Source organism: Xenorhabdus anantnagensis, from assembly GCF_028598555.1.
In the GTDB taxonomy this organism is placed as follows: Bacteria; Pseudomonadota; Gammaproteobacteria; order Enterobacterales; family Enterobacteriaceae; genus Xenorhabdus; species Xenorhabdus anantnagensis.
In genome coordinates, this window is record NZ_JAQRFN010000031.1 from 1 (window position 1) to 18,111 (window position 18,111).

General features: G+C 44.1%; 16 protein-coding genes and 7 pseudogenes. 11 read left to right on the forward strand and 12 right to left on the reverse strand.

From position 1 onward, the window contains the following. Positions 1-476: 476 nt before the first annotated feature. Together PSI14_RS17000 and PSI14_RS17005 are read left to right on the forward strand one after the other, a co-directional pair. Positions 477-1,049: pseudogene (locus PSI14_RS17000) on the forward strand (IS982 family transposase); the annotation flags it as partial. 268 nt (positions 1,050-1,317) lie between these two features. Next, positions 1,318-1,584 (forward strand): annotated as a pseudogene (locus PSI14_RS17005) (IS110 family transposase); the annotation flags it as partial. A gap of 318 nt (positions 1,585-1,902) precedes the next feature. Here the strand turns inward: PSI14_RS17005 and PSI14_RS17010 are convergent. After that, entirely contained in the window at positions 1,903-2,127 is a 225-nt protein-coding gene (locus PSI14_RS17010) for a hypothetical protein (RefSeq protein WP_273577042.1), read from the reverse strand. Between the two features lie 54 nt (positions 2,128-2,181). After that, positions 2,182-2,745: a reverse transcriptase domain-containing protein gene (locus PSI14_RS17015; RefSeq protein WP_273577043.1), complete on the reverse strand. Its 564-nt coding sequence runs from the start codon at positions 2,743-2,745 to the stop codon at positions 2,182-2,184. Positions 2,746-2,854: 109 nt separating this feature from the next. On the opposite strand from PSI14_RS17015, the gene PSI14_RS20440 reads away from it, so the two are divergent. Then, positions 2,855-3,013 (forward strand): hypothetical protein, encoded by a 159-nt coding sequence (locus PSI14_RS20440; protein WP_503016459.1) that lies wholly within the window; start codon positions 2,855-2,857, stop codon positions 3,011-3,013. Between the two features lie 153 nt (positions 3,014-3,166). Here PSI14_RS20440 and PSI14_RS17025 read toward each other — a convergent pair whose 3' ends face one another. From PSI14_RS17025 to PSI14_RS17050, 6 genes and pseudogenes are all read right to left on the reverse strand, one after another. Continuing rightward, positions 3,167-3,463, reverse strand: a complete 297-nt coding sequence (locus PSI14_RS17025; protein WP_273577045.1) for a reverse transcriptase N-terminal domain-containing protein — start codon at positions 3,461-3,463, stop codon at positions 3,167-3,169. 702 nt (positions 3,464-4,165) lie between these two features. Further along, positions 4,166-4,396: a hypothetical protein gene (locus PSI14_RS17030; RefSeq protein ID WP_273577046.1), complete on the reverse strand. Its 231-nt coding sequence runs from the start codon at positions 4,394-4,396 to the stop codon at positions 4,166-4,168. A gap of 441 nt (positions 4,397-4,837) precedes the next feature. After that, positions 4,838-5,571: pseudogene (locus tag PSI14_RS20390) on the reverse strand (IS982 family transposase); the annotation flags it as partial. Between the two features lie 326 nt (positions 5,572-5,897). Beyond that, a pseudogene (locus tag PSI14_RS20395) lies at positions 5,898-6,038 on the reverse strand (IS110 family transposase); the annotation flags it as partial. Further along, a complete protein-coding gene (locus PSI14_RS17045; protein ID WP_273577049.1) occupies positions 6,031-6,570 on the reverse strand; it encodes a YopT-type cysteine protease domain-containing protein in 540 nt (179 codons plus the stop codon). The gene PSI14_RS17045 and the pseudogene PSI14_RS20395, both read right to left, overlap by 8 nt. A 599-nt stretch (positions 6,571-7,169) precedes the next feature. After that, positions 7,170-7,343: a hypothetical protein gene (locus tag PSI14_RS17050; protein WP_273577050.1), complete on the reverse strand. Its 174-nt coding sequence runs from the start codon at positions 7,341-7,343 to the stop codon at positions 7,170-7,172. A 3-nt stretch (positions 7,344-7,346) separates the two neighbouring features. On the opposite strand from PSI14_RS17050, the pseudogene PSI14_RS17055 reads away from it, so the two are divergent. Continuing rightward, positions 7,347-7,628 (forward strand): annotated as a pseudogene (locus PSI14_RS17055) (integrase core domain-containing protein); the annotation flags it as partial. On the opposite strand, the gene PSI14_RS17060 reads toward PSI14_RS17055, so the two are convergent. From PSI14_RS17060 to PSI14_RS20300, 3 genes and pseudogenes are all read right to left on the reverse strand, one after another. Then, entirely contained in the window at positions 7,608-7,790 is a 183-nt protein-coding gene (locus PSI14_RS17060; protein WP_273577052.1) for a hypothetical protein, read from the reverse strand. The pseudogene PSI14_RS17055 and the gene PSI14_RS17060 overlap by 21 nt on opposite strands. A 398-nt stretch (positions 7,791-8,188) precedes the next feature. Next, positions 8,189-8,263, reverse strand: a complete 75-nt coding sequence (locus tag PSI14_RS20295) for a hypothetical protein (RefSeq protein ID WP_442316490.1) — start codon at positions 8,261-8,263, stop codon at positions 8,189-8,191. After that, positions 8,241-8,624, reverse strand: a pseudogene (locus tag PSI14_RS20300) (lysis protein); the annotation flags it as partial. The gene PSI14_RS20295 and the pseudogene PSI14_RS20300, both read right to left, overlap by 23 nt. Before the next feature lie 164 nt (positions 8,625-8,788). Here PSI14_RS20300 and PSI14_RS20400 point away from each other — a divergent pair. The 3 genes and pseudogenes from PSI14_RS20400 to PSI14_RS17075 form a co-directional block, all read left to right on the forward strand. After that, positions 8,789-9,148: pseudogene (locus PSI14_RS20400) on the forward strand (IS1-like element transposase); the annotation flags it as partial. Between the two features lie 300 nt (positions 9,149-9,448). Next, a complete protein-coding gene (locus PSI14_RS17070; RefSeq protein ID WP_273577053.1) occupies positions 9,449-10,048 on the forward strand; it encodes a hypothetical protein in 600 nt (199 codons plus the stop codon). 66 nt (positions 10,049-10,114) lie between these two features. After that, positions 10,115-10,453, forward strand: coding sequence for an SH3 domain-containing protein (locus PSI14_RS17075; protein ID WP_273577054.1), 339 nt, complete (start codon positions 10,115-10,117; stop codon positions 10,451-10,453). Positions 10,454-10,495: 42 nt separating this feature from the next. On the opposite strand, the gene prpR is transcribed toward PSI14_RS17075, so the two are convergent. Then, on the reverse strand, positions 10,496-12,199 hold the full coding sequence (gene prpR / locus PSI14_RS17080; RefSeq protein WP_273577055.1) for a propionate catabolism operon regulatory protein PrpR: 1,704 nt from the start codon (positions 12,197-12,199) through the stop codon (positions 10,496-10,498). A gap of 293 nt (positions 12,200-12,492) precedes the next feature. Between prpR and prpB the strand changes: the two genes are divergently transcribed. The 4 genes from prpB to PSI14_RS17100 all read left to right on the forward strand — a co-directional run bounded on the left by prpB (position 12,493) and on the right by PSI14_RS17100 (position 18,069). Further along, the gene (prpB, locus tag PSI14_RS17085) at positions 12,493-13,398 is read left to right on the forward strand and encodes a methylisocitrate lyase (protein WP_273577056.1); all 906 of its coding nucleotides are present in this window, start codon (positions 12,493-12,495) and stop codon (positions 13,396-13,398) included. Beyond that, positions 13,391-14,566: a bifunctional 2-methylcitrate synthase/citrate synthase gene (gene prpC, locus PSI14_RS17090; protein ID WP_273577058.1), complete on the forward strand. Its 1,176-nt coding sequence runs from the start codon at positions 13,391-13,393 to the stop codon at positions 14,564-14,566. Before prpB ends, prpC begins: the two co-directional genes overlap by 8 nt. A gap of 35 nt (positions 14,567-14,601) precedes the next feature. Further along, complete coding sequence (locus PSI14_RS17095; RefSeq protein ID WP_273577059.1) at positions 14,602-16,053, forward strand: bifunctional 2-methylcitrate dehydratase/aconitate hydratase; 1,452 nt, start codon at positions 14,602-14,604, stop codon at positions 16,051-16,053. 108 nt (positions 16,054-16,161) lie between these two features. After that, the gene (locus tag PSI14_RS17100; protein WP_273577061.1) at positions 16,162-18,069 is read left to right on the forward strand and encodes a propionate--CoA ligase; all 1,908 of its coding nucleotides are present in this window, start codon (positions 16,162-16,164) and stop codon (positions 18,067-18,069) included. Positions 18,070-18,111 lie beyond the last annotated feature (42 nt).

Genomic DNA, 18,111 nt, shown 5'->3' on the forward strand with positions numbered 1-18,111 from the left:
CCTATCTCAGCGGTGATCTGGGATGGCTTGACTCCCCTGGCAAGCATGAGCAAACCCGTTCCTCGCGTACGGATGTCCCGGTGTGGGTGATTCAAAGCAAGTTGTTGCAATGTCATTCGTTCAGGCTCAGAAAGTGTTATCTTCGATTTCATAAGAACAAGCAGAAAGTCGGATTATCGGGTTATCGATTATAACAGTAATGCAGATAATTTATCTGATTAACTTAATAATGTAATTAGCACTAATTTATTGAATAATTGGGTGATGATATCAATTTATTGAATCATGTATTGTATGTCTATTTGGAGAACATTCAGAGGGCAAAGATTGAAGTTCTGTCGCATTAACAGAGAAAGTCTGAGTAAATGTGGGGTTGATTACTATTTAACCTGAGATTCGTTTAAGAAGGGAACTAAAGTGCCTGAGGCATGATCAACGTTTTTGTCAAAGAAAACAAATTGTGGAGCCCCTCAGTCATGGTTAATTTAGAAGAACTTTACTGCTGCGTCAATGACTTTTGCCAAAAATTTATCCCTCTCTGGCATCAACAGCTCATTGAATGCGGATTACTCAAACGGCACCGCGAAGCGTCCCTTTCTCTCAGTGAAGTCATGACGATCCTCATTTTATTCCACATGGGCCATTATTGTAATTTTAAAATGTTTTATATTAAACATGTAAAACAATATCTTATGGATGATTTTCCCGGATTAGTCAGCTATACCCGAATGCTCACTCTGAAGAAAAGGGCATTGATCCCTTTATGCGCTTTTCTTTCGTCACGCAAGGCTAAAACCCAAGGGATCGCTTTTATTGATCCCACCAAAATTGCCGTTTGTCATAACCTTCGCATTCCCCGTCATCGGGTATTTGAGGGAATTGCACAACGAGGTAAAATGAGTACCGGTTGGTTTTATGGCTTTAAACTTCATCTGGTTATCAATGATTGTGGTGAACTTTTGGCCGTGAAATTAACCGCAGGAAATAAGGATGATCGTCATCCTGTCAAAGCGCTGGCAAAAGGGTTAACGGGATGTTTATATGGCGATAGTAAGAATACCTCTGTCGGAGGCTATAGACCCAAGATTTTTTAATCTATTCTTCTGATGTATGGCGTTTTTTCTGTTTCCTGACCCGTACGGCGATTGACTGAATCGTGTCCTCCCTTTGATCTGTCGGTGACAAGAATACGCCATAAGAGGGTTCTCCTCAAGGTACGCGTGACTCAAGAAAGGCCTGACGGCTTGTCTCTTTACTGTCCTGTCCGGGGTATCTGTCAGGAGAAATCAGTGGATTTTTTCACAGAGACTTTATCCTATGGCTGACATTCAGCAAGGCGTCATCGGTGGTGTTGATACCCATAAAGACCTGCACGTTGCGGCGGTCGTTGATCATCATAATTGTGTTGTAGGGCGCGAATTTTTTCCGGCAACCCGAAAGGGATATGGTCAAATGTTATCCTGGATGAAATCATTTGGAACACTAATACGGGTAGGTATTGAATGTACAGGTTCATATGGTGCAGGTTTATTGCGCTATTTTCAGATGGAACATGTTGAAGTCCTTGAGGTGACTGCGCCCGATTGTAGTGGTATAAGGATCTCGGACACCTCAATAGCTTGTTGAAATACCTACGTGTTATTTGGGGATATTTAGAGCGAATACAAGGTATTTGTCAGAAATATTTAACCTTTTCGAAAGGCAATGGATCAAATCTTGCCATCCATTACTTCTTGTATCTCAAAACTAGCAAATTATCTGAAATAACAATTCGAGCCGTAGCTCACTTTGGTCGGATAGACGACACCTGTTACCAAGTGCCGTCCTCCTAAGAACCATACGTGCAACTTTCACTGCATACGGCTCAAGCCTCCACTAAGGCGTATTACGTTACCCAGCAACCTACATTGCAGTCAGAGCAGGATCGTCCCAAGAGTGACGACTTTCCTTTTTCGATTTCCTCTTAACCAAATAGATTTGGTATTGAGGATCGAATGGCGTAGCGACATTCCTAATCTTCACATGCCTTTTTATCGGCGTTTGAGCTATTTGAACCAGATTAAAATGGCAGTCCATGTTGGCTATTTTCTGCCAGCCATGAAATTGCCATTCTCCTTGACGGTTCATGTAGTATTTTCGACGTACCCAATCTTTGGATTTAGTTGGATGACGTTTGACCGCCTACCGCCATAACAACCAGAAGAGTTGATGACCTAGATAGCCAAAGGTTCGCTTTGCCACGCAATGGCGATAGTAATTCGCCCATCCTCTCAGTTTGGGATTCAACATGTTGATGAGATCGTTTACTGACGTCGTTGCGTGTCTCTTAATGAGTTCGCGTAAGTGACTCAAAAATGATAGCACGTTACTTTTACTCGGTTTTATGAGGAGCTTGCCTCTGTACTTTCTAAGATTAAACCCAATAAAATCAAAGCCATCATTGATATGAGTGATATGCGTTTTCTCTTCGGAGAGTGTCAAACCTCTTTCTCTGAGAAAATCAATGAGCTGTGGCTTGACTTCATTCAACAAAACATCTTCTGATGTCCCTGTAATCACGAAGTCATCAGCGTATCCGATGAAGTTTATTCTATCGCCCGTTTTACGTGCCACTTCTTTAACCAGCTTTTCCAAGCCAGCCAACGTCAGTAGCATGAGCGTCGGAGAGATAATACCGCCTTGCGGTGTTCCTTCCGCTGTTCGATAAAACAATCCTTTATCGAGATAAAACCCGATCCAAGCCACTGCTTCAGTATCCGTTTGTCTATTTGAATATTTTCAATTAGCCATTGATGCCCGATCTTATCGAAGCAGGCTTTGATATCCCCTTCCAAAACCCATCGGGCAGAACGTTTTGACACAAGCATTTGAAGCATTGTGCAATCGCGTCTGCCGTGCGGCGGTTAGGTCGAAAACCGTCGCTGTTCGGGTCAGCTATCGTCTCAGAAATTGGCTCCAAAGCAAGAAGATACAACGCTTGCTGCGCTCTATCTATCATGCAAGGGATGCCTAACGGTCTGAGTTTGCCGTTTTTCTTGGGGATATAGAGATGCCTGAGTGGTTTAGCTTGATAGCCTTTCCGACTCCATTGATTTGCCGCAGCCATGCGACGGGCATCTGTGTTCCAAATGATGCCGTCAACTCCTGGTGTGTGACTGCCTTTGTTTTAAGACACTCGCTTAACAGCAAGCAGTTTTGCTGATCTTGAGTGCGTGAGTATCCACTGCAACGCTTTCGCCTTGCCGTGTTTACCCTCTCGGGTTGTTTTTGCAATGCGCATTTGAAGCGTTAACACATGCGACTCAATCGCTTTCCAGTCAATGGATTGCCACTGTGTGCCGTTAGGAGAGGCACTCACTTCTGTAGAAGCCATCATTTGCGTTTCTCCTTCAATAAAGTTCTTCAAATTATCCTGCAATGGGAGACCAGCCAGAAGTTGGCTCGCTTTCGCGCCAGATATCAATCTGTATCCGCCTCATTACAACGCGGCCTTCGCTTTTTCTAGCCTCCTTTACCTGCACATCTATCGGCTCTCTTCACAGACCACTTTCCCAACGGGAGATATACAGGCTTACCCTGTTCCGTATGTCGCGCAAAATATCAGGTTAGATGCCCACTCTAGTACGGAGAGCTTATCGATCACGAAAGAGTACTGCCCAACTTCTTTCCCGCTCTCGTTGCCATTTTGGCCACAGCGTATTAACCACTTCCGCTGTTTCTCACATCACGCACTTTACATGGATTCACCTATGTTCATCATACTGACACTCTGGCACTTACCCGATCTGTGGTTATCAGGAAGAACTTCCTCTCACGATTCAATTCCCATTCAGCTTTGTGGCCGAATTTCGTTACATTGTCGGATCCGCTGCTTTATTCAGAATCCTAGGGTCACCTGGTGATACAGGTGGTTCACTCTTCTCGTGGTGAACAACGCTTCATACGACTTCAGGTCGCACGGACAGAGGTGAGTTCTATGAAATCTAAGGATAGAAAAGATTTTCCTAACGGAAGGCTAAAGAGTGGCGGGCATGGTCAATCAGCTATTAATGAGTTAGACGCTAGAGGTATTGCTTACAATATAGAGCATACTTATCCTAACGGTGTACGGGTAGGAAATATACCTAGCCATCCTTCTAAAGGAAAGCGCACAGGAACAGGTCAATCATGGTTCCCAGAGCATTTCCGCGAGGGTTTGACCATCCACGCCTGCCGCACCTTGATTGGTTTTAACCAATAACCAGGCACGATACACAGCCCTTTTCTCAATGACAAACGGTTTTGCCTTAACCTCCGTATCTCCTCCTGCCTGACAGTTGGATACCGGGTAAGGCTGCCTGACGTGCCCCCTTCGCTCCACATTCATTACACATATTTCCTCACTACTACGAGTCACTCCGCCCCCGTACCCCCCATCGGTACTCTCATACTTGTCAATTTAGTGACTGGCTTTTCTCCCTTGACATCGTGATGACGGTTTCCCGCAGTTCCCAGAAAGAGCCCGATACAAAGTCACGCCCACTCTACGCCGGACACCACCTGCGCAGCATGCGGAATTCACTCACAGATTTATCCCGGAAGATAGAAACGCCCCCGGTTTTGATGTCAAATCTCTTCTTTACGACGCGTCCACATGGGTTCGGTTTTACTCATCTCTTTGTACCCTACCTGCCGAACTATTGTTCGCGCTTTGACCTCAACGCTCACAACCACCGCTCTTTACGGCAGCCGCTTGAGGGGGGGTTGAAGCCGGCTTCCGACAGCGGACTTCGGTGGGCCTGCCACCATCTCCTCCTGAGCTTATGCTACATACTGGCTGCGTTTCCTATGCTGCCAGTTTGTATGCCTGCGGCACACTTTCTATCAAAAATCGCCGTCTTAACATTAGCCTATCCCAGAGAGATAATGCTTTGGTCTTCATGTTACTCCGGACATGAGTGATTAACGTTATTCCTTCTGCTTCCAGTTCATCGCACAAGGCCTGTGACAAATACCCTTTATCGCCATACAAACATCCTGTTAATCCTTGTACCAGTGCTTTAACGGGATGACGATCATCTTTATTTCCTGCGGTTAATTTCACGGCCAAAAGTTCACCGCAATCATTGATAACCAAATGAAGTTTAAAGCCATAAAACCAGCCTGTACTGGTTTTTCCTCGTTGTGCGACGCCCTCAAATACGCGATGACGGGGAATATGGAGGTTGTGACAAACAGCAATTTTGGTTGAATCAATAAAGGCGATCCCTTGGGTTTCAGCCTTGCGTGACGAAAAAAAGCACATAGAGGAATGAGCGCCCTTTGCTTTAAGGTTAACATACGGGTGTAGCTGACCAACCTGGGAAACTCGGCTTTAAGATAGTGTTTGACATGCTGAATATAAAACGTTTTAAAATCACGATAATGGCTCATGTGGAATACAATGAGGAGCGTCATCACTTCACTGAGAGAAAGGGACGCTTCGCGGCGACGTTTGAGCAAGCCATTTTCAATTAACTGTTGATGCCAGAGAGGAATAAATTTTTGGCAAAAGTCATCGACGCAGCAGTAAAGTTCTTCTAAATTAGACATGCCTGAGGATCTCCACGATTTTGTTTTCTTTGACAAAAACGTTGATCGTGCCTCAGGCACTTAGTTCCCTTCTTAAGCAAACCTCAGGTTAAATACGTAGCTTGGTTCAGAACGGTACACGGAAAAATACGCTTAACCTTTTGATATTATTGGAAATTTGCATTGCAGGAAGCTGGATTTATGCCGCTGATTCCTAACCAATGTGCATACTTCCCGTTTAACTCTTTGATAATCTCAGCAATCCCCAATGGGGGAAGCTATATCCATTCCCCAGACATCAACAGAATATTTTCAGAGCAGACTGCATATTTGCAGTCTGCCTGTACTACCGCCGATTCAATGACCTTAATTTGTTCTTTTATGAAGCTGATCATTAAAATGATGCTTTCTCGAATTTCTGGATGGCAACTCCCCAACCTTTGGCGGCGATGTGCGAGCATGGCTTGTAGCACTCGTTGTTTATGCGATTGAGCATACAAAAATTTTATCACATGGCCTTGCAATCTCCCCTATTCCATCACGGTTAGGCCAATATTTTTCCTTAAACCATGTTCTAAAATTATGACAAGTCGGGAAATGGACGCAACCAAAATTAGGATCAAAAAAATCAACACCAGATAAAGTTACCGCTAGCCCAACAGCATGATCTACATACGCCAAAGCTTCATAACCTCCGGGGGTGGTGGCTAATTTTTCTACAATATTGTCTTCACCATAACAGATTCCATGCCTATAAGATAATCCGTTTTTATTAAGAAATTGAATGCCATCCATGCTTGTCGCTTTAAGATTTTCAACTATTTTTATATAACTAGGAAGTTTTATATTTCCTGGGAATAGGTGAGACTTTCCTGATTTGTGCATCTTTACCCAAGCCATTACCAAACTACTACAGGCTCCATTTTGCATAGTCGAAGAGAACTTAAGGGGAAAATTCAGAGTTTGATTGAAGCGAAATATCCAATTTCCTCCAAATTCATCAGCATCTAATAACGACATTTTTAAATATCCTCCCACTCACTATAAGTTTGGTTTACGTCAAAAAGGTTAAGGGTAAAATATGTTAAAAACAGGATAAATGGGTTTTGTCTAATGTAAAGAGTTTTAAAAGAAGTTTTAGTAAAAATTCTGAACAGGCTCCATATTCCAGTGAATTAGGTCGATTCCGGTAAAACGCCGGAATTAAACCTAACTATTTGATATTCTCGGAAACCTCCATTGGAGGAAGCTGGGCGATGTGTTTTTTTGCATATCGGTTCAAACTCTGCGTTTCAGAGTATTTTAGCCTTATCAATGGGTTATGGAGACTGTGAGCAAAGCCCGCTAAAGGGCTTTGCATTGCCCGTGATACCTGAGCTTTGCCCCTGCGGGTTGGTGTAAGTAAACGGATTGATCAAAGTCGGGATTCTGTCTTAGTTAACTGGACAAATTTTCCCTGTGACCGTGGAAGACATAGATTAGATCTATTTCTAAGGGTTCATCCAGAATCTCAAGACAAACCCGAGAAAATAATCAGTCAGATACCGAGTGGATACTTAATGAGGCGACCCCCGTGTTGATTTGAGTATCATCGAAGCCGCCTACGTCCACGATAATTTTCAGAGTAAAGCACACATCCATGCTGGAGTCCACCAATTATCTGCTGCGCACTTGCCTATACAAGCAAAATACTCTGCATCTGTTTGCTGAGGACTACAAATAAGAACAGTTGCTTGAACAGGAACAAGTAGAAAATAAGACGCACATAACGCGCCAACCAGATATTTTTTCATCTTTTTCGCCCTCTGTTATTACTAATCCGCATGAAACAAAGTCTGAGCCGTCGGGGAAATTGTTGGGACAATAGCCCAATGAAACGCTTCTTCAGGAGCTTGAAAAGTGAATGGGTTCCTGAAGAAGGGTATTCAGATTTTAGAGAGGCCTTTAGCTCAATCACGAATTATATAACGGGTTATTATAGCCAGCTTCGGCCCCATTGGTATAACAATGGGTTGATACCCAACGAATCAGAACGATTATTTTGGGAAAACGCTAAGTCAGTGACCAATTTTTATTGACCACTTCACTACACGGTGGCATAGGCTATTTTTGATTCTGTCTGTACGCTCGATGCTAAGGGAACTGGTCTCAGCTAATACCGGCAGATGGCGATAACCCGACGCAAATAAAAATGCCACCAGCCCGTGTGCGTTAGGTACGCGATGGGTACGAGGTGGCAATATGAGTATTTTTCCTTTAACCACTCAGGGGAATGGGTATAGGAATATTTGCTTTAGTTTCAGTCGTTAACTAATTGTTAAGTATTATTCGCTTGTTGTTAGGTGGGAATGGGTTTAAGTGTTGTTACAATAATGTTACTACAAACGAAATATGGAGAATAAAATGAAAAAATTCATTCTTCTTTGCCTGGTGGCAAGCACGACTCTTTTAGCTTCAATGCAGACTTATGCTTATGCCTGCGCACCCTTGATTCTATCCCCGCTAGCATATGCAGACTGTGTAGCTAGATGTACTTCGGAACAGCCGGGAGTAGGGAGTTTACTCTGTGTTTAATAACAATCAAGCAGGAGACAGGATCGCTCCTGCAACCCCAGCATCATTTGCTCTGAGGTGGTACTCAATCAGAATGTTGTTTATCCAGTTTCTCCAGTGAGTTCGACGGGGGTTGCATTGACCACGCCGACGGAGGCAACGGTTTTAGGCACGGAGGGACAGACGGCTTTGATGCGCATCTTGCGACGACCAGTGGCAACATCAGCCCAAAGAGTATCGATTTCAGTCTTGGCATGGGCGAGTTCCTGTGTGTGCTTGGTATCCATCTCATGCAGCATTTCAATGTGCGTGTTCTGGTAGGTGATGGTGTCTTTAAGCTGCGTGATTTCGGTTGCTTGGCGTTTATTGGCTTCTTTCTGTTTCGCATACTTCGAGTAGTAGTGATGAGCTGCAAATATGAAAAAAACCGCATTTACGAGGCTTGAAATATTACTCTGAACATCCCGGACTCTTGCGGGATTTCGAACTACTGCAAATTCTTCAGTAGTTGGATTGTAAATTCAAGGTTTCACTCACCATATAATTTTTAATAATCAACTTCATTTGTCTTTTATTAATATTTTATCCGAAAAAAATCGGTTCTGGTTTTAATTCCGTTTAGTTGGGTATCTATATAATGCTTCATATTACACCAGAGTCATTCTAATTCTGTCGTGAGAATGACGTGGTTTGTCGTTATTGTCACAAATCAGAAGACGTAAAAGGGCACGGTAAAGGAAATGGGGGCATCACTGTTATGCTTGCCGTAAAACATTTCAATTGAAATACACCTATCAAGCCTGTAATCCCGGTATGAAAGAGCAGGTTGTTGATATGGCAATGAATAACACCGGTGTCCGTGTACCGCCCGTGTACTGAAGATAGGGGTTAACACAATCATTCGCACGTTAAAAAACTCACCCCGAAAAATGTGACCAGCCTCCCCCTTGAGGGGAATGAAATCCAGCTGATTTATGAAGTTGATGAACAAGGGTCAATCGAAAGACGATGGGCTATTCCAAATCAGAAGAGATACATGACAGGTGATAGGGAATTTCATCGAACGTGAATACTCTTCTTTCATAGGGTGATCTGACTATTGGCGTCATGGTCAAGGCGTCAGCGTAAAGCTGGCCGGAGCCTCATCCTCATTATCTTCCTTATCATGAAGCCACATTCTTGTATTTCTTGGAAATCGAAGCAATTATAAAATATTGCGTACCATCTCAATTACTGGCAAGTATTCTTTTAAGAATATCTAAAAACGCTTACTATTAAAAATCAATAAAACACCTAATAAATTTTTTAGATAATTTCTCAGCAAATTATTTATCCGGAGAAATAAATGGATATTTTCATAAAAAATGGAATCTTGGCTTTAGCTAATGTGGTTGAATTAGATCCAAACGGTTGGTTTCAAGGTCATATTGGCGCATCTTTTCTTGCTGGTTCAGCATTACTGAAAAGTAATGCATTATCAAAAGAATCTTCTCATAGTTTGAAAACAAGACTCGAGCAACAAGCTGAAAAATATTGCGACCTATTAGCGCCATTAGAGCCCAGTGAATTCACATCAGATTACACACCTATTCTTGAAGCAATAAAACTCAACTCACTTCAACTTAGTCGCTCAGGGCATGGGGTTATTTATGGTGCCTTATTCCTAAAAACCGTATCCAGTAATCAGGTTGAAGTTACAACAAAGGCAGTTTCCAATATCGTCAAACTAATCCTCAATGGAGCCTCAGATAAATGGGATCGCTATTTTGGTTTAGACGATTATCGTCAATATCTCCTACCCAGTTCAGATATACCTGACATAAAATCATTATGTACCTTGGCTGTCGCACGTAGTACACGTGATGTATGTCTTGATGCTAATGGATATTTTTTTACCGGTGAAAAAATTCATGGCATAGACAATTTATGGGGTGCTATTAGTTAGGTACATAATGACCACTGTATTTATGTGTAATTTTCTGAACATAAGAATAAGTTGGGAGTAAAATTAATGATGCAAGGTACTGTAATCCGAGATTATGTTAGCGCTTATCCAAACCCTATCAAATTACAAGCTGGAGATATAGTTTCAATCAGTCACGGCGATATTGAATATCCTTACTGGATTTGGACTACGAATTATTTAAATGTCAGTGGTTGGGTTCCTCAACAAATTCTAGATTTCATTCATCCTAATAAAGCGATATGTAACGAAAATTACACGGCCCACGAGTTAACAGTAAAAGCCGGAGAATATCTGTATCTGGAGAGAACGTTAAATGGCTGGTATTGGGCATATAATAAATCAGGAGAGGCAGGTTGGATCCCATTGGAATATGTTAAGTTTTAAAAATACCATAAATGATGATAGCCATTCCATCAAATTAAATACTTATTTAATTTTTCCCTGCTCTTGCTTTAATCTCCGCCATAGCGTTGTGCGGCTAATTCCCAAATGTTCCGCGGCTGCTCGCCGATTACCTGAAAATCGCGCCAAGATATCATGTACTGTAATATCAGACGCTGAAAGCGTGTTTTCAATAAGTGAAGATGCTTCAAACTGGGCTGCTTTCACATTATTATTAATAACATTACTATTAATAACATCACTATTAATAATATTGCTATCAATTTGACGCTCAGGTGAAAGCGATAATATTAATGCAGGAGTCAAAGCCTGTTCAGGGTGAGCACTCAAATAAAGCGCTATTCGTTCCATCAAATTCCTCAATTCACGCACATTTCCCGGCCAATGATAGGATTGCAATACTTTATGACACTCAGCAAGTTCTTGTATCCTCGACGTAGCAACGGGTAAATTAAGTGCTGCAAAAGCCCGTTGTAAGTATTCCATTGCCAACAAGCCGATATCATTTCCCCTTTCCCTCAATGCCGGGACGTTAATTCGCAATACACTCAAACGGTAGAACAAATCGGCCCGAAAGCGCCCTTCTCTGACCCAAGTATCCAAATCACAATGTGTGGCGCAGATAATCCGCACATCAACAGCAATTGGGCGATACCCGCCAACCCTGACAACGAATTTTTCTTCCAATACCCTTAATAACCGCGTTTGCAAAGGTAATGGCATTTCACCAATTTCATCGAGAAATAACGTTCCCCTGTGCGCAATTTCAAATAAACCTGCACGCCCGCCACGTCGTGAGCCCGTGAAAGCCCCTTCTTCATAACCAAACAGTTCAGCCTCCAGTAAAGACTCAGTAATCGCCCCGCAGTTAACAGCAACAAACGGGCGGGGATGCTTACCCGCTAACTGTCCATAACGCAATGTATATTCATGATGAATAGCCTGTGCCACCAGCTCTTTTCCCGTACCACTTTCTCCCTGAATCAGAACCGTGGCCGTCGAGCGGGAATATAACATAATCGTATTGCGCACTTGTTCTACCGTAACAGAGTTTCCTCTAATATCGCTGATCGTATGACGTGTGCGGAGCTTATCTTCTGTAGAATAAGGGGACATCACCGCTTGATTGAGTTTGGTCATTCGGGCCATCTCCAATGCATCCTGAAATACCTGCCGAATAGAGTCCGCTGAATAGACAAACACCCCCATCAGCTCAGCTTCATAAGCAAGATCGGTAATTAACCCCGCTCCCACAATGACTTTGATGCCCATCGCTTTCAAGGCATTGACTTGTGCTCTGGCATCTTCCTCTGTCACATAACTGCGTTGTTCAATGCGCAAATTGAAACGATGCTGAAACTCCTCCAATACAGGCAAGGTATTCTGGTAAGTAATAACACCAATTCGGGAACTGATTTGTCGAGCACGCGCCAATGCCTGCATAAAATCAAATCCGCTGGCTTTGGCAATAATCACCGGCACGGATAAGCGACTTTTTAAATAGGCTCCATTAGATCCCGCGCAAATCACAGCATCACAATGTTCGGTTTCCAGCCGCTTGCGAATATGCTGAACCGCACGCTCAAAACCCAACTGAATCGGAGTAATATCAGCTTGGTGATCGAATTCCGGTGTAATATCACGAAAAAGATCAAAAAGTCTGGAAACAGAGACCGTCCAGATAACCGGTCTATTATTATCGCGTTCCCCTGTGTGTACTGATGTCATGTTTCCTCCCCTATTTTTGTAATGAGATCACTCTGCTGTTTCACTTCCAAACTTGAAACAAAAATGAAACATAATTTATTCAAGATGAAACAAGTATACACGATAACCAATAGCTAAATAGTAACCACCCATTAACTAAAACCAATCTATCCATGTGAATTTAATTAATAAAAACAACAAGTTTTTTATATCCACGCCTGTTTACCACTTCACTTTTTAATCGTTGGCACAAACATTGCCTAAATAATAACCGCATACAAATTAGTTTCATTTAAGTAACATTGAGGTTATATATGGCATTTTCTTCTGTAGGGTTGGCCTTTCGTCAAGCAATAGAAGCCGAATCTCCGTTACAAGTCGTCGGAACCATCAATGCAAACCATGCATTGCTGGCAAAACGAGCAGGCTACAAGGCGATTTACCTTTCAGGTGGTGGGGTTTCCGCTGGTTCGCTGGGATTACCCGATTTGGGAATTTCTACACTGGATGATGTGTTGACTGATATCCGCCGCATCACTGATGTCTGTGATTTACCGCTGCTTGTTGATGCCGATATCGGGTTCGGTTCTTCAGCATTCAATGTGGCCCGCACGATTCGTTCTATTATTAAAGCAGGTGCGGCGGGTGTTCATATTGAAGATCAGGTCGGTGCTAAACGTTGTGGTCATCGCCCAAATAAAGAAATCGTATCCAAACAGGAAATGGTAGACCGCATCAAAGCTGCCGTTGATGCCCGCACCGATGAACATTTTGTCATTATGGCCCGTACGGACGCACTGGCAGTGGAAGGGCTAGATGCAGCACTGGACAGAGCCGCAGCTTATATTGAAGCCGGTGCCGATATGCTATTTCCTGAAGCGATTACTGAGCTGCATATGTATGAGGAATTCGCGTCCAAAACGCAGGTTCCTGTTTTAGCAAATATTACCGAGTTCGGGGCGACACCACTCTTTACGCTCGAAGCATTAAGAAGCGTGAACGTCGCCATTGCTCTTTATCCCCTATCGGCATTTAGGGCCATGAATAAAGCCGCTGAACAGGTCTATACCGCTTTGCGTCGAGATGGCACTCAGAAAAATGTCATCAATCTGATGCAAACCCGTAACGAACTTTATGAAAGCATCAACTACTACGATTTTGAACGAAAACTGGATGTCCTGTTTTCCCAGAAAAACAGCAGAGGTGATACTTATGAGTAAACAGAATACGGTAACGAGAACCCCTGAAACAACGCCATTCAAACCCAAAAAATCAGTTGCCCTGTCTGGTATTGCGGCAGGCAATACTGCGCTTTGTACCGTCGGCAAAAATGGCAGTGATTTACATTATCGTGGCTATGATATTTTCGATTTAGCCGCCCATTGTGAATTTGAAGAGGTGGCTTATCTTCTTATCCACGATAAACTCCCTTCCGGCGCAGAATTGACGTCCTACAAAAACAAATTGAAATCCTTGCGCGGCTTGCCCAGCAGCGTTAAAACCGCACTGGAAGCGCTGCCTGCGGTAGCGCATCCCATGGATGTGATGCGTACTGGCGTTTCCGTATTGGGCTGTACCTTGCCGGAAAAAGAGAACCACAATATCGCGGGTGCCCGCGATATTGCTGATCGCTTGCTCGCCTCTTTCGGCTCAATCCTGCTTTATTGGTATCACTACAGCCATAATGGTCGCCGCATTGAAGTTGAAACCGATGATGATTCCATTGGCGGACACTTTCTCCACCTTCTGCATGGTCAAAAACCGCGTAAATCATGGGAAAAAGCCATGCACATTTCTCTGATCCTATATGCCGAGCATGAATTTAATGCATCGACTTTTACCAGCCGGGTCATTGCAGGTACGGGATCGGATACTTACTCTGCCATTATCGGGGGCATTGGTGCTTTGCGTGGGCCAAAACACGGCGGAGCCAATGAGGTTTCATTCGAAATCCAACAACGCTATGACACTCCCGCTCAAGCCGAGGCTGATATTCTTGCCCGTCTGGAAAGAAAAGAAGTCATCATTGGTTTCGGTCATCCGGTTTATACCGTTTCCGATCCTCGCCATAAAGTGATCAAAGAAATTTCCCTGCAACTTTCCCAAGAAGCAGGTTCAACCCAGATGTATGACATTGCAGATCAGATTGAGTCCGTGATGTGGAATCACAAGAAAATGTTCCCGAATGTCGATTGGTTCTCTGCGGTGTCCTATCACGTAATGGGCGTTCCTACTGCCATGTTCACACCACTGTTTGTGATTGCCCGAACTTCGGGTTGGGCGGCACACATTATTGAGCAACGCATTGATAACAAAATCATCCGTCCATCGGCTAACTATACCGGCCCTGAAAACTTGGCATTTATACCGATTGAACAACGTAAATAACCCGATTTACACATAACACGATTTAAGGATTGATTATGTCTACCTTTGTTGTTAACAACCGCCCTGATTACGATCAGGTGATTGTAGATATTGTGGATTATGTCATGGACTACACCATAACTTCCCCAATTGCTTACGCCACGGCCCATCACTGCCTGTTAGATACCTTGGGCTGCGGGTTGGAAGCGCTGGAATATCCCGCCTGCACAAAACTATTGGGGCCAATTGTGCCGGGAACAACCGTGCCCAATGGAGCACGCGTGCCGGGAACCCAATTCCAGCTCGATCCCGTTCAGGCTGCATTCAACATTGGTGCAATGATTCGCTGGCTTGATTTCAATGACACTTGGCTGGCGGCTGAATGGGGGCATCCCTCTGATAATCTGGGAGGCATACTTGCCACTGCCGACTGGTTGTCAAGAAATGCGATTGCCTGTGGGGAAAAGCCACTAATCATGTGGGATGTTCTGACAGCAATGATTAAGGCGCATGAAATTCAAGGCTGTCTGGCATTGGAAAACGCCTTCAATAAAGTCGGATTGGATCACGTTGTTCTGGTAAAAGTGGCTTCCACGGCGATTGTTGCTCAAATGCTGGGACTGAAACGTGAAGAAATATTGAGTGCGGTTTCCTTGGCCTGGATTGACGGTCAATCCCTGAGAACTTACCGTCATTCTCCCAATACCGGCTCTCGCAAATCTTGGGCTGCGGGAGATGCAACCTCCCGCGCAGTGCGTCTGGCATTGATAGCTCAAAAAGGCGAGATGGGATATCCCTCTGTATTGACCGCCGAGAATTGGGGATTTTATGACGTTCTGTTCAATGGTCAGCCATTCAAATTCCAGCGCCCTTATGGCACTTATGTAATGGAAAATGTGTTGTTCAAAATTTCTTTCCCGGCTGAATTCCACTCACAAACCGCCGTAGAAGCGGCAATGTTCCTGCATCAACAGCTGAAAGAGCACGGCAAACGCATTGAAGATATTGCCCGAATCACTATCCGTACCCATGAAGCCTGTATCAAAATTATTGATAAACAAGGGCCATTGAATAACCCTGCTGACAGGGATCACTGTATTCAATATATGGTTGCCATCCCACTGATTTTCGGTCGCCTGACGGCGGCGGATTATGAGAATGATATCGCTGCCGATCCACGCATTGATGCCTTGCGGGAAAAAATAGTCTGTATCGAAGATGCCAATTTCACTTATGATTATCATGATCCCGAAAAACGCTCTATTGCCAATGCGCTGACTCTGGTCTTTACAGATGGCACGCAACTGGATGAAGTCAAAGTTGAGTTCCCGATTGGGCACGCTCGCCGCCGCAAAGATGGTATTCCACTATTAGAAGAAAAATTCAGGGTCAATCTGGCGCGTCGCTTCCCACAAGACCAACAACAAAGAATTCTGGAAAAATCTCTTGACCTCATGTCATTGAAAAATATTCCCGTAAACGAATACCTCGATTTGTACGTTATATAATCTATATAGCCAATCGATTTCAAGCCACCGCTAACCAAGCAGTGGCCTGAAAGATGAAAGACATCGCTATCGGCGGTTCTGACTCCAGAAGCCGCCTATCATCTGCATGTGCTAGGAGAGATTATGTCATTCCAAAATTTCTATCAGCATTCGATTGATGATCCCAATGCTTTTTGGGCTGAACAAGCCAAACGGATACACTGGCAACAGCCTTTTGAACAAACGTTGGATCACAGCAACCCACCCTTTGCCCGTTGGTTTTGTGGAGGAAAAACCAATCTCTGTTACAACGCACTGGATCGTTGGCTAGAAAGCCAACCCGACACCAAGGCACTGATTGCCATTTCAACGGAAACTAATAGCGAGCGCATTTTCACCTATAAAGAATTACATCAAGAAGTGAATAGAGCTGCCGCTATGATGTTGTCCCTCGGCGTGAAAAAAGGCGATCGCGTTGTTGTTTATATGCCAATGGTGGCCGAAGCTCTGTTTATTTTACTGGCCTGCGCCCGTATTGGCGCGATCCATTCAGTGGTATTTGGTGGTTTTGCTTCCCACAGTCTCGCCACACGATTAGATAACGCCGAACCGGTTTTAGTCGTCTCTGCGGATGCTGGCTCACGCGGAGGCAAAATCATCCCCTATAAACCTCTGCTGGATGAAGCCATTGAGCTGGCCAAACACACGCCACGCCATGTTTTGATGTTAGATCGCGGGCTGGCTAATATTGATTGGGTAGACGGCCGAGATGTGAATTTCGCCACATTACGGCAGAAACATCTGGATGCGGAAGTCCCCCTCACATGGCTTGAATCCAATGAAATCTCCTGCGTGCTTTATACATCAGGCACAACCGGCATACCAAAAGGCGTTCAGCGAGATGTCGGTGGTTATGCTGTGGCGCTGGCAACATCAATGGACGTTATTTTTGGTGGTAAAGCTGGCGGCGTTTTCTTTTGTACATCGGATATTGGTTGGGTTGTCGGGCACTCTTATATTATCTATGCTCCGTTGATTGCCGGTATGGCAACCGTCATGTATGAAGGGCTTCCGATACGCCCGGATGCTGGTGTTTGGTGGCAGATTATCGAAAAATATCGTGTTACCAGAATGTTTTCCGCCCCTACTGCCATCCGTGTCCTGAAAAAATATCCTACGGACTGCATCGCCAAATATGATATCTCATCACTTGAAGCGCTCTATTTAGCGGGAGAACCTCTTGATGAGCATACCGCCCGTTGGATAGCCGAAACCATTAATGTGCCTGTGATTGATAACTACTGGCAGACTGAAACAGGCTGGCCAATTATGGCAATTGCACGAAGTTTGGATAACAGGCCAAACCGTTTTGGTAGCACGGGTTTTCCTATGTACGGTTTCAACGTCAAACTGATCAACGAACTGACTGGTCAGGAATGCGGCACTAATGAGAAAGGAATGCTGACCATCAAAGGCCCTTTGCCACCCGGTTGCATCCAGACTATTTATGGCAATGATGCCCGTTTTATCAGTACTTATTGGAAGCACTTTGACCCGCAAGTGTACTCGACTTTCGACTGGGGGCTCCGTGACAGCGACGGTTACTATTTTATTCTGGGACGTTCAGATGATGTGATTAACGTGTCTGGTCACCGCTTAGGGACACGGGAAATCGAAGAGTGCATCGCCAGCCATGAAGATGTGGCAGAAGTTGCCGTCATTGGCATCAAAGATGAAGTAAGAGGACAGGCAGCCGTTGCCTTTGCTGTTCTCAAAGAAGGACGGGAAATCCAGTGTGCTGACCATTTTACTGTATTGGAAAAAGCGTTGATGGAATTAGTGGATAAAAAAATCGGTAGCGTTGGGCGTCCGGCACGAGTCTACTTTGTATCGCAGTTACCGAAAACCCGTTCAGGAAAAATGTTGCGCCGTACTATGCAGGCCATTTGTGAAGGTCGTGAACCCAGCGATATAGCCCTGATTGAGAACCCTACCTCATTGGAGGTTATTAAAGATGCCATTTCGCATTGTCGATAAACAGCGTAATTGAAGAATGGAATGATTCGTATCATCAGATAA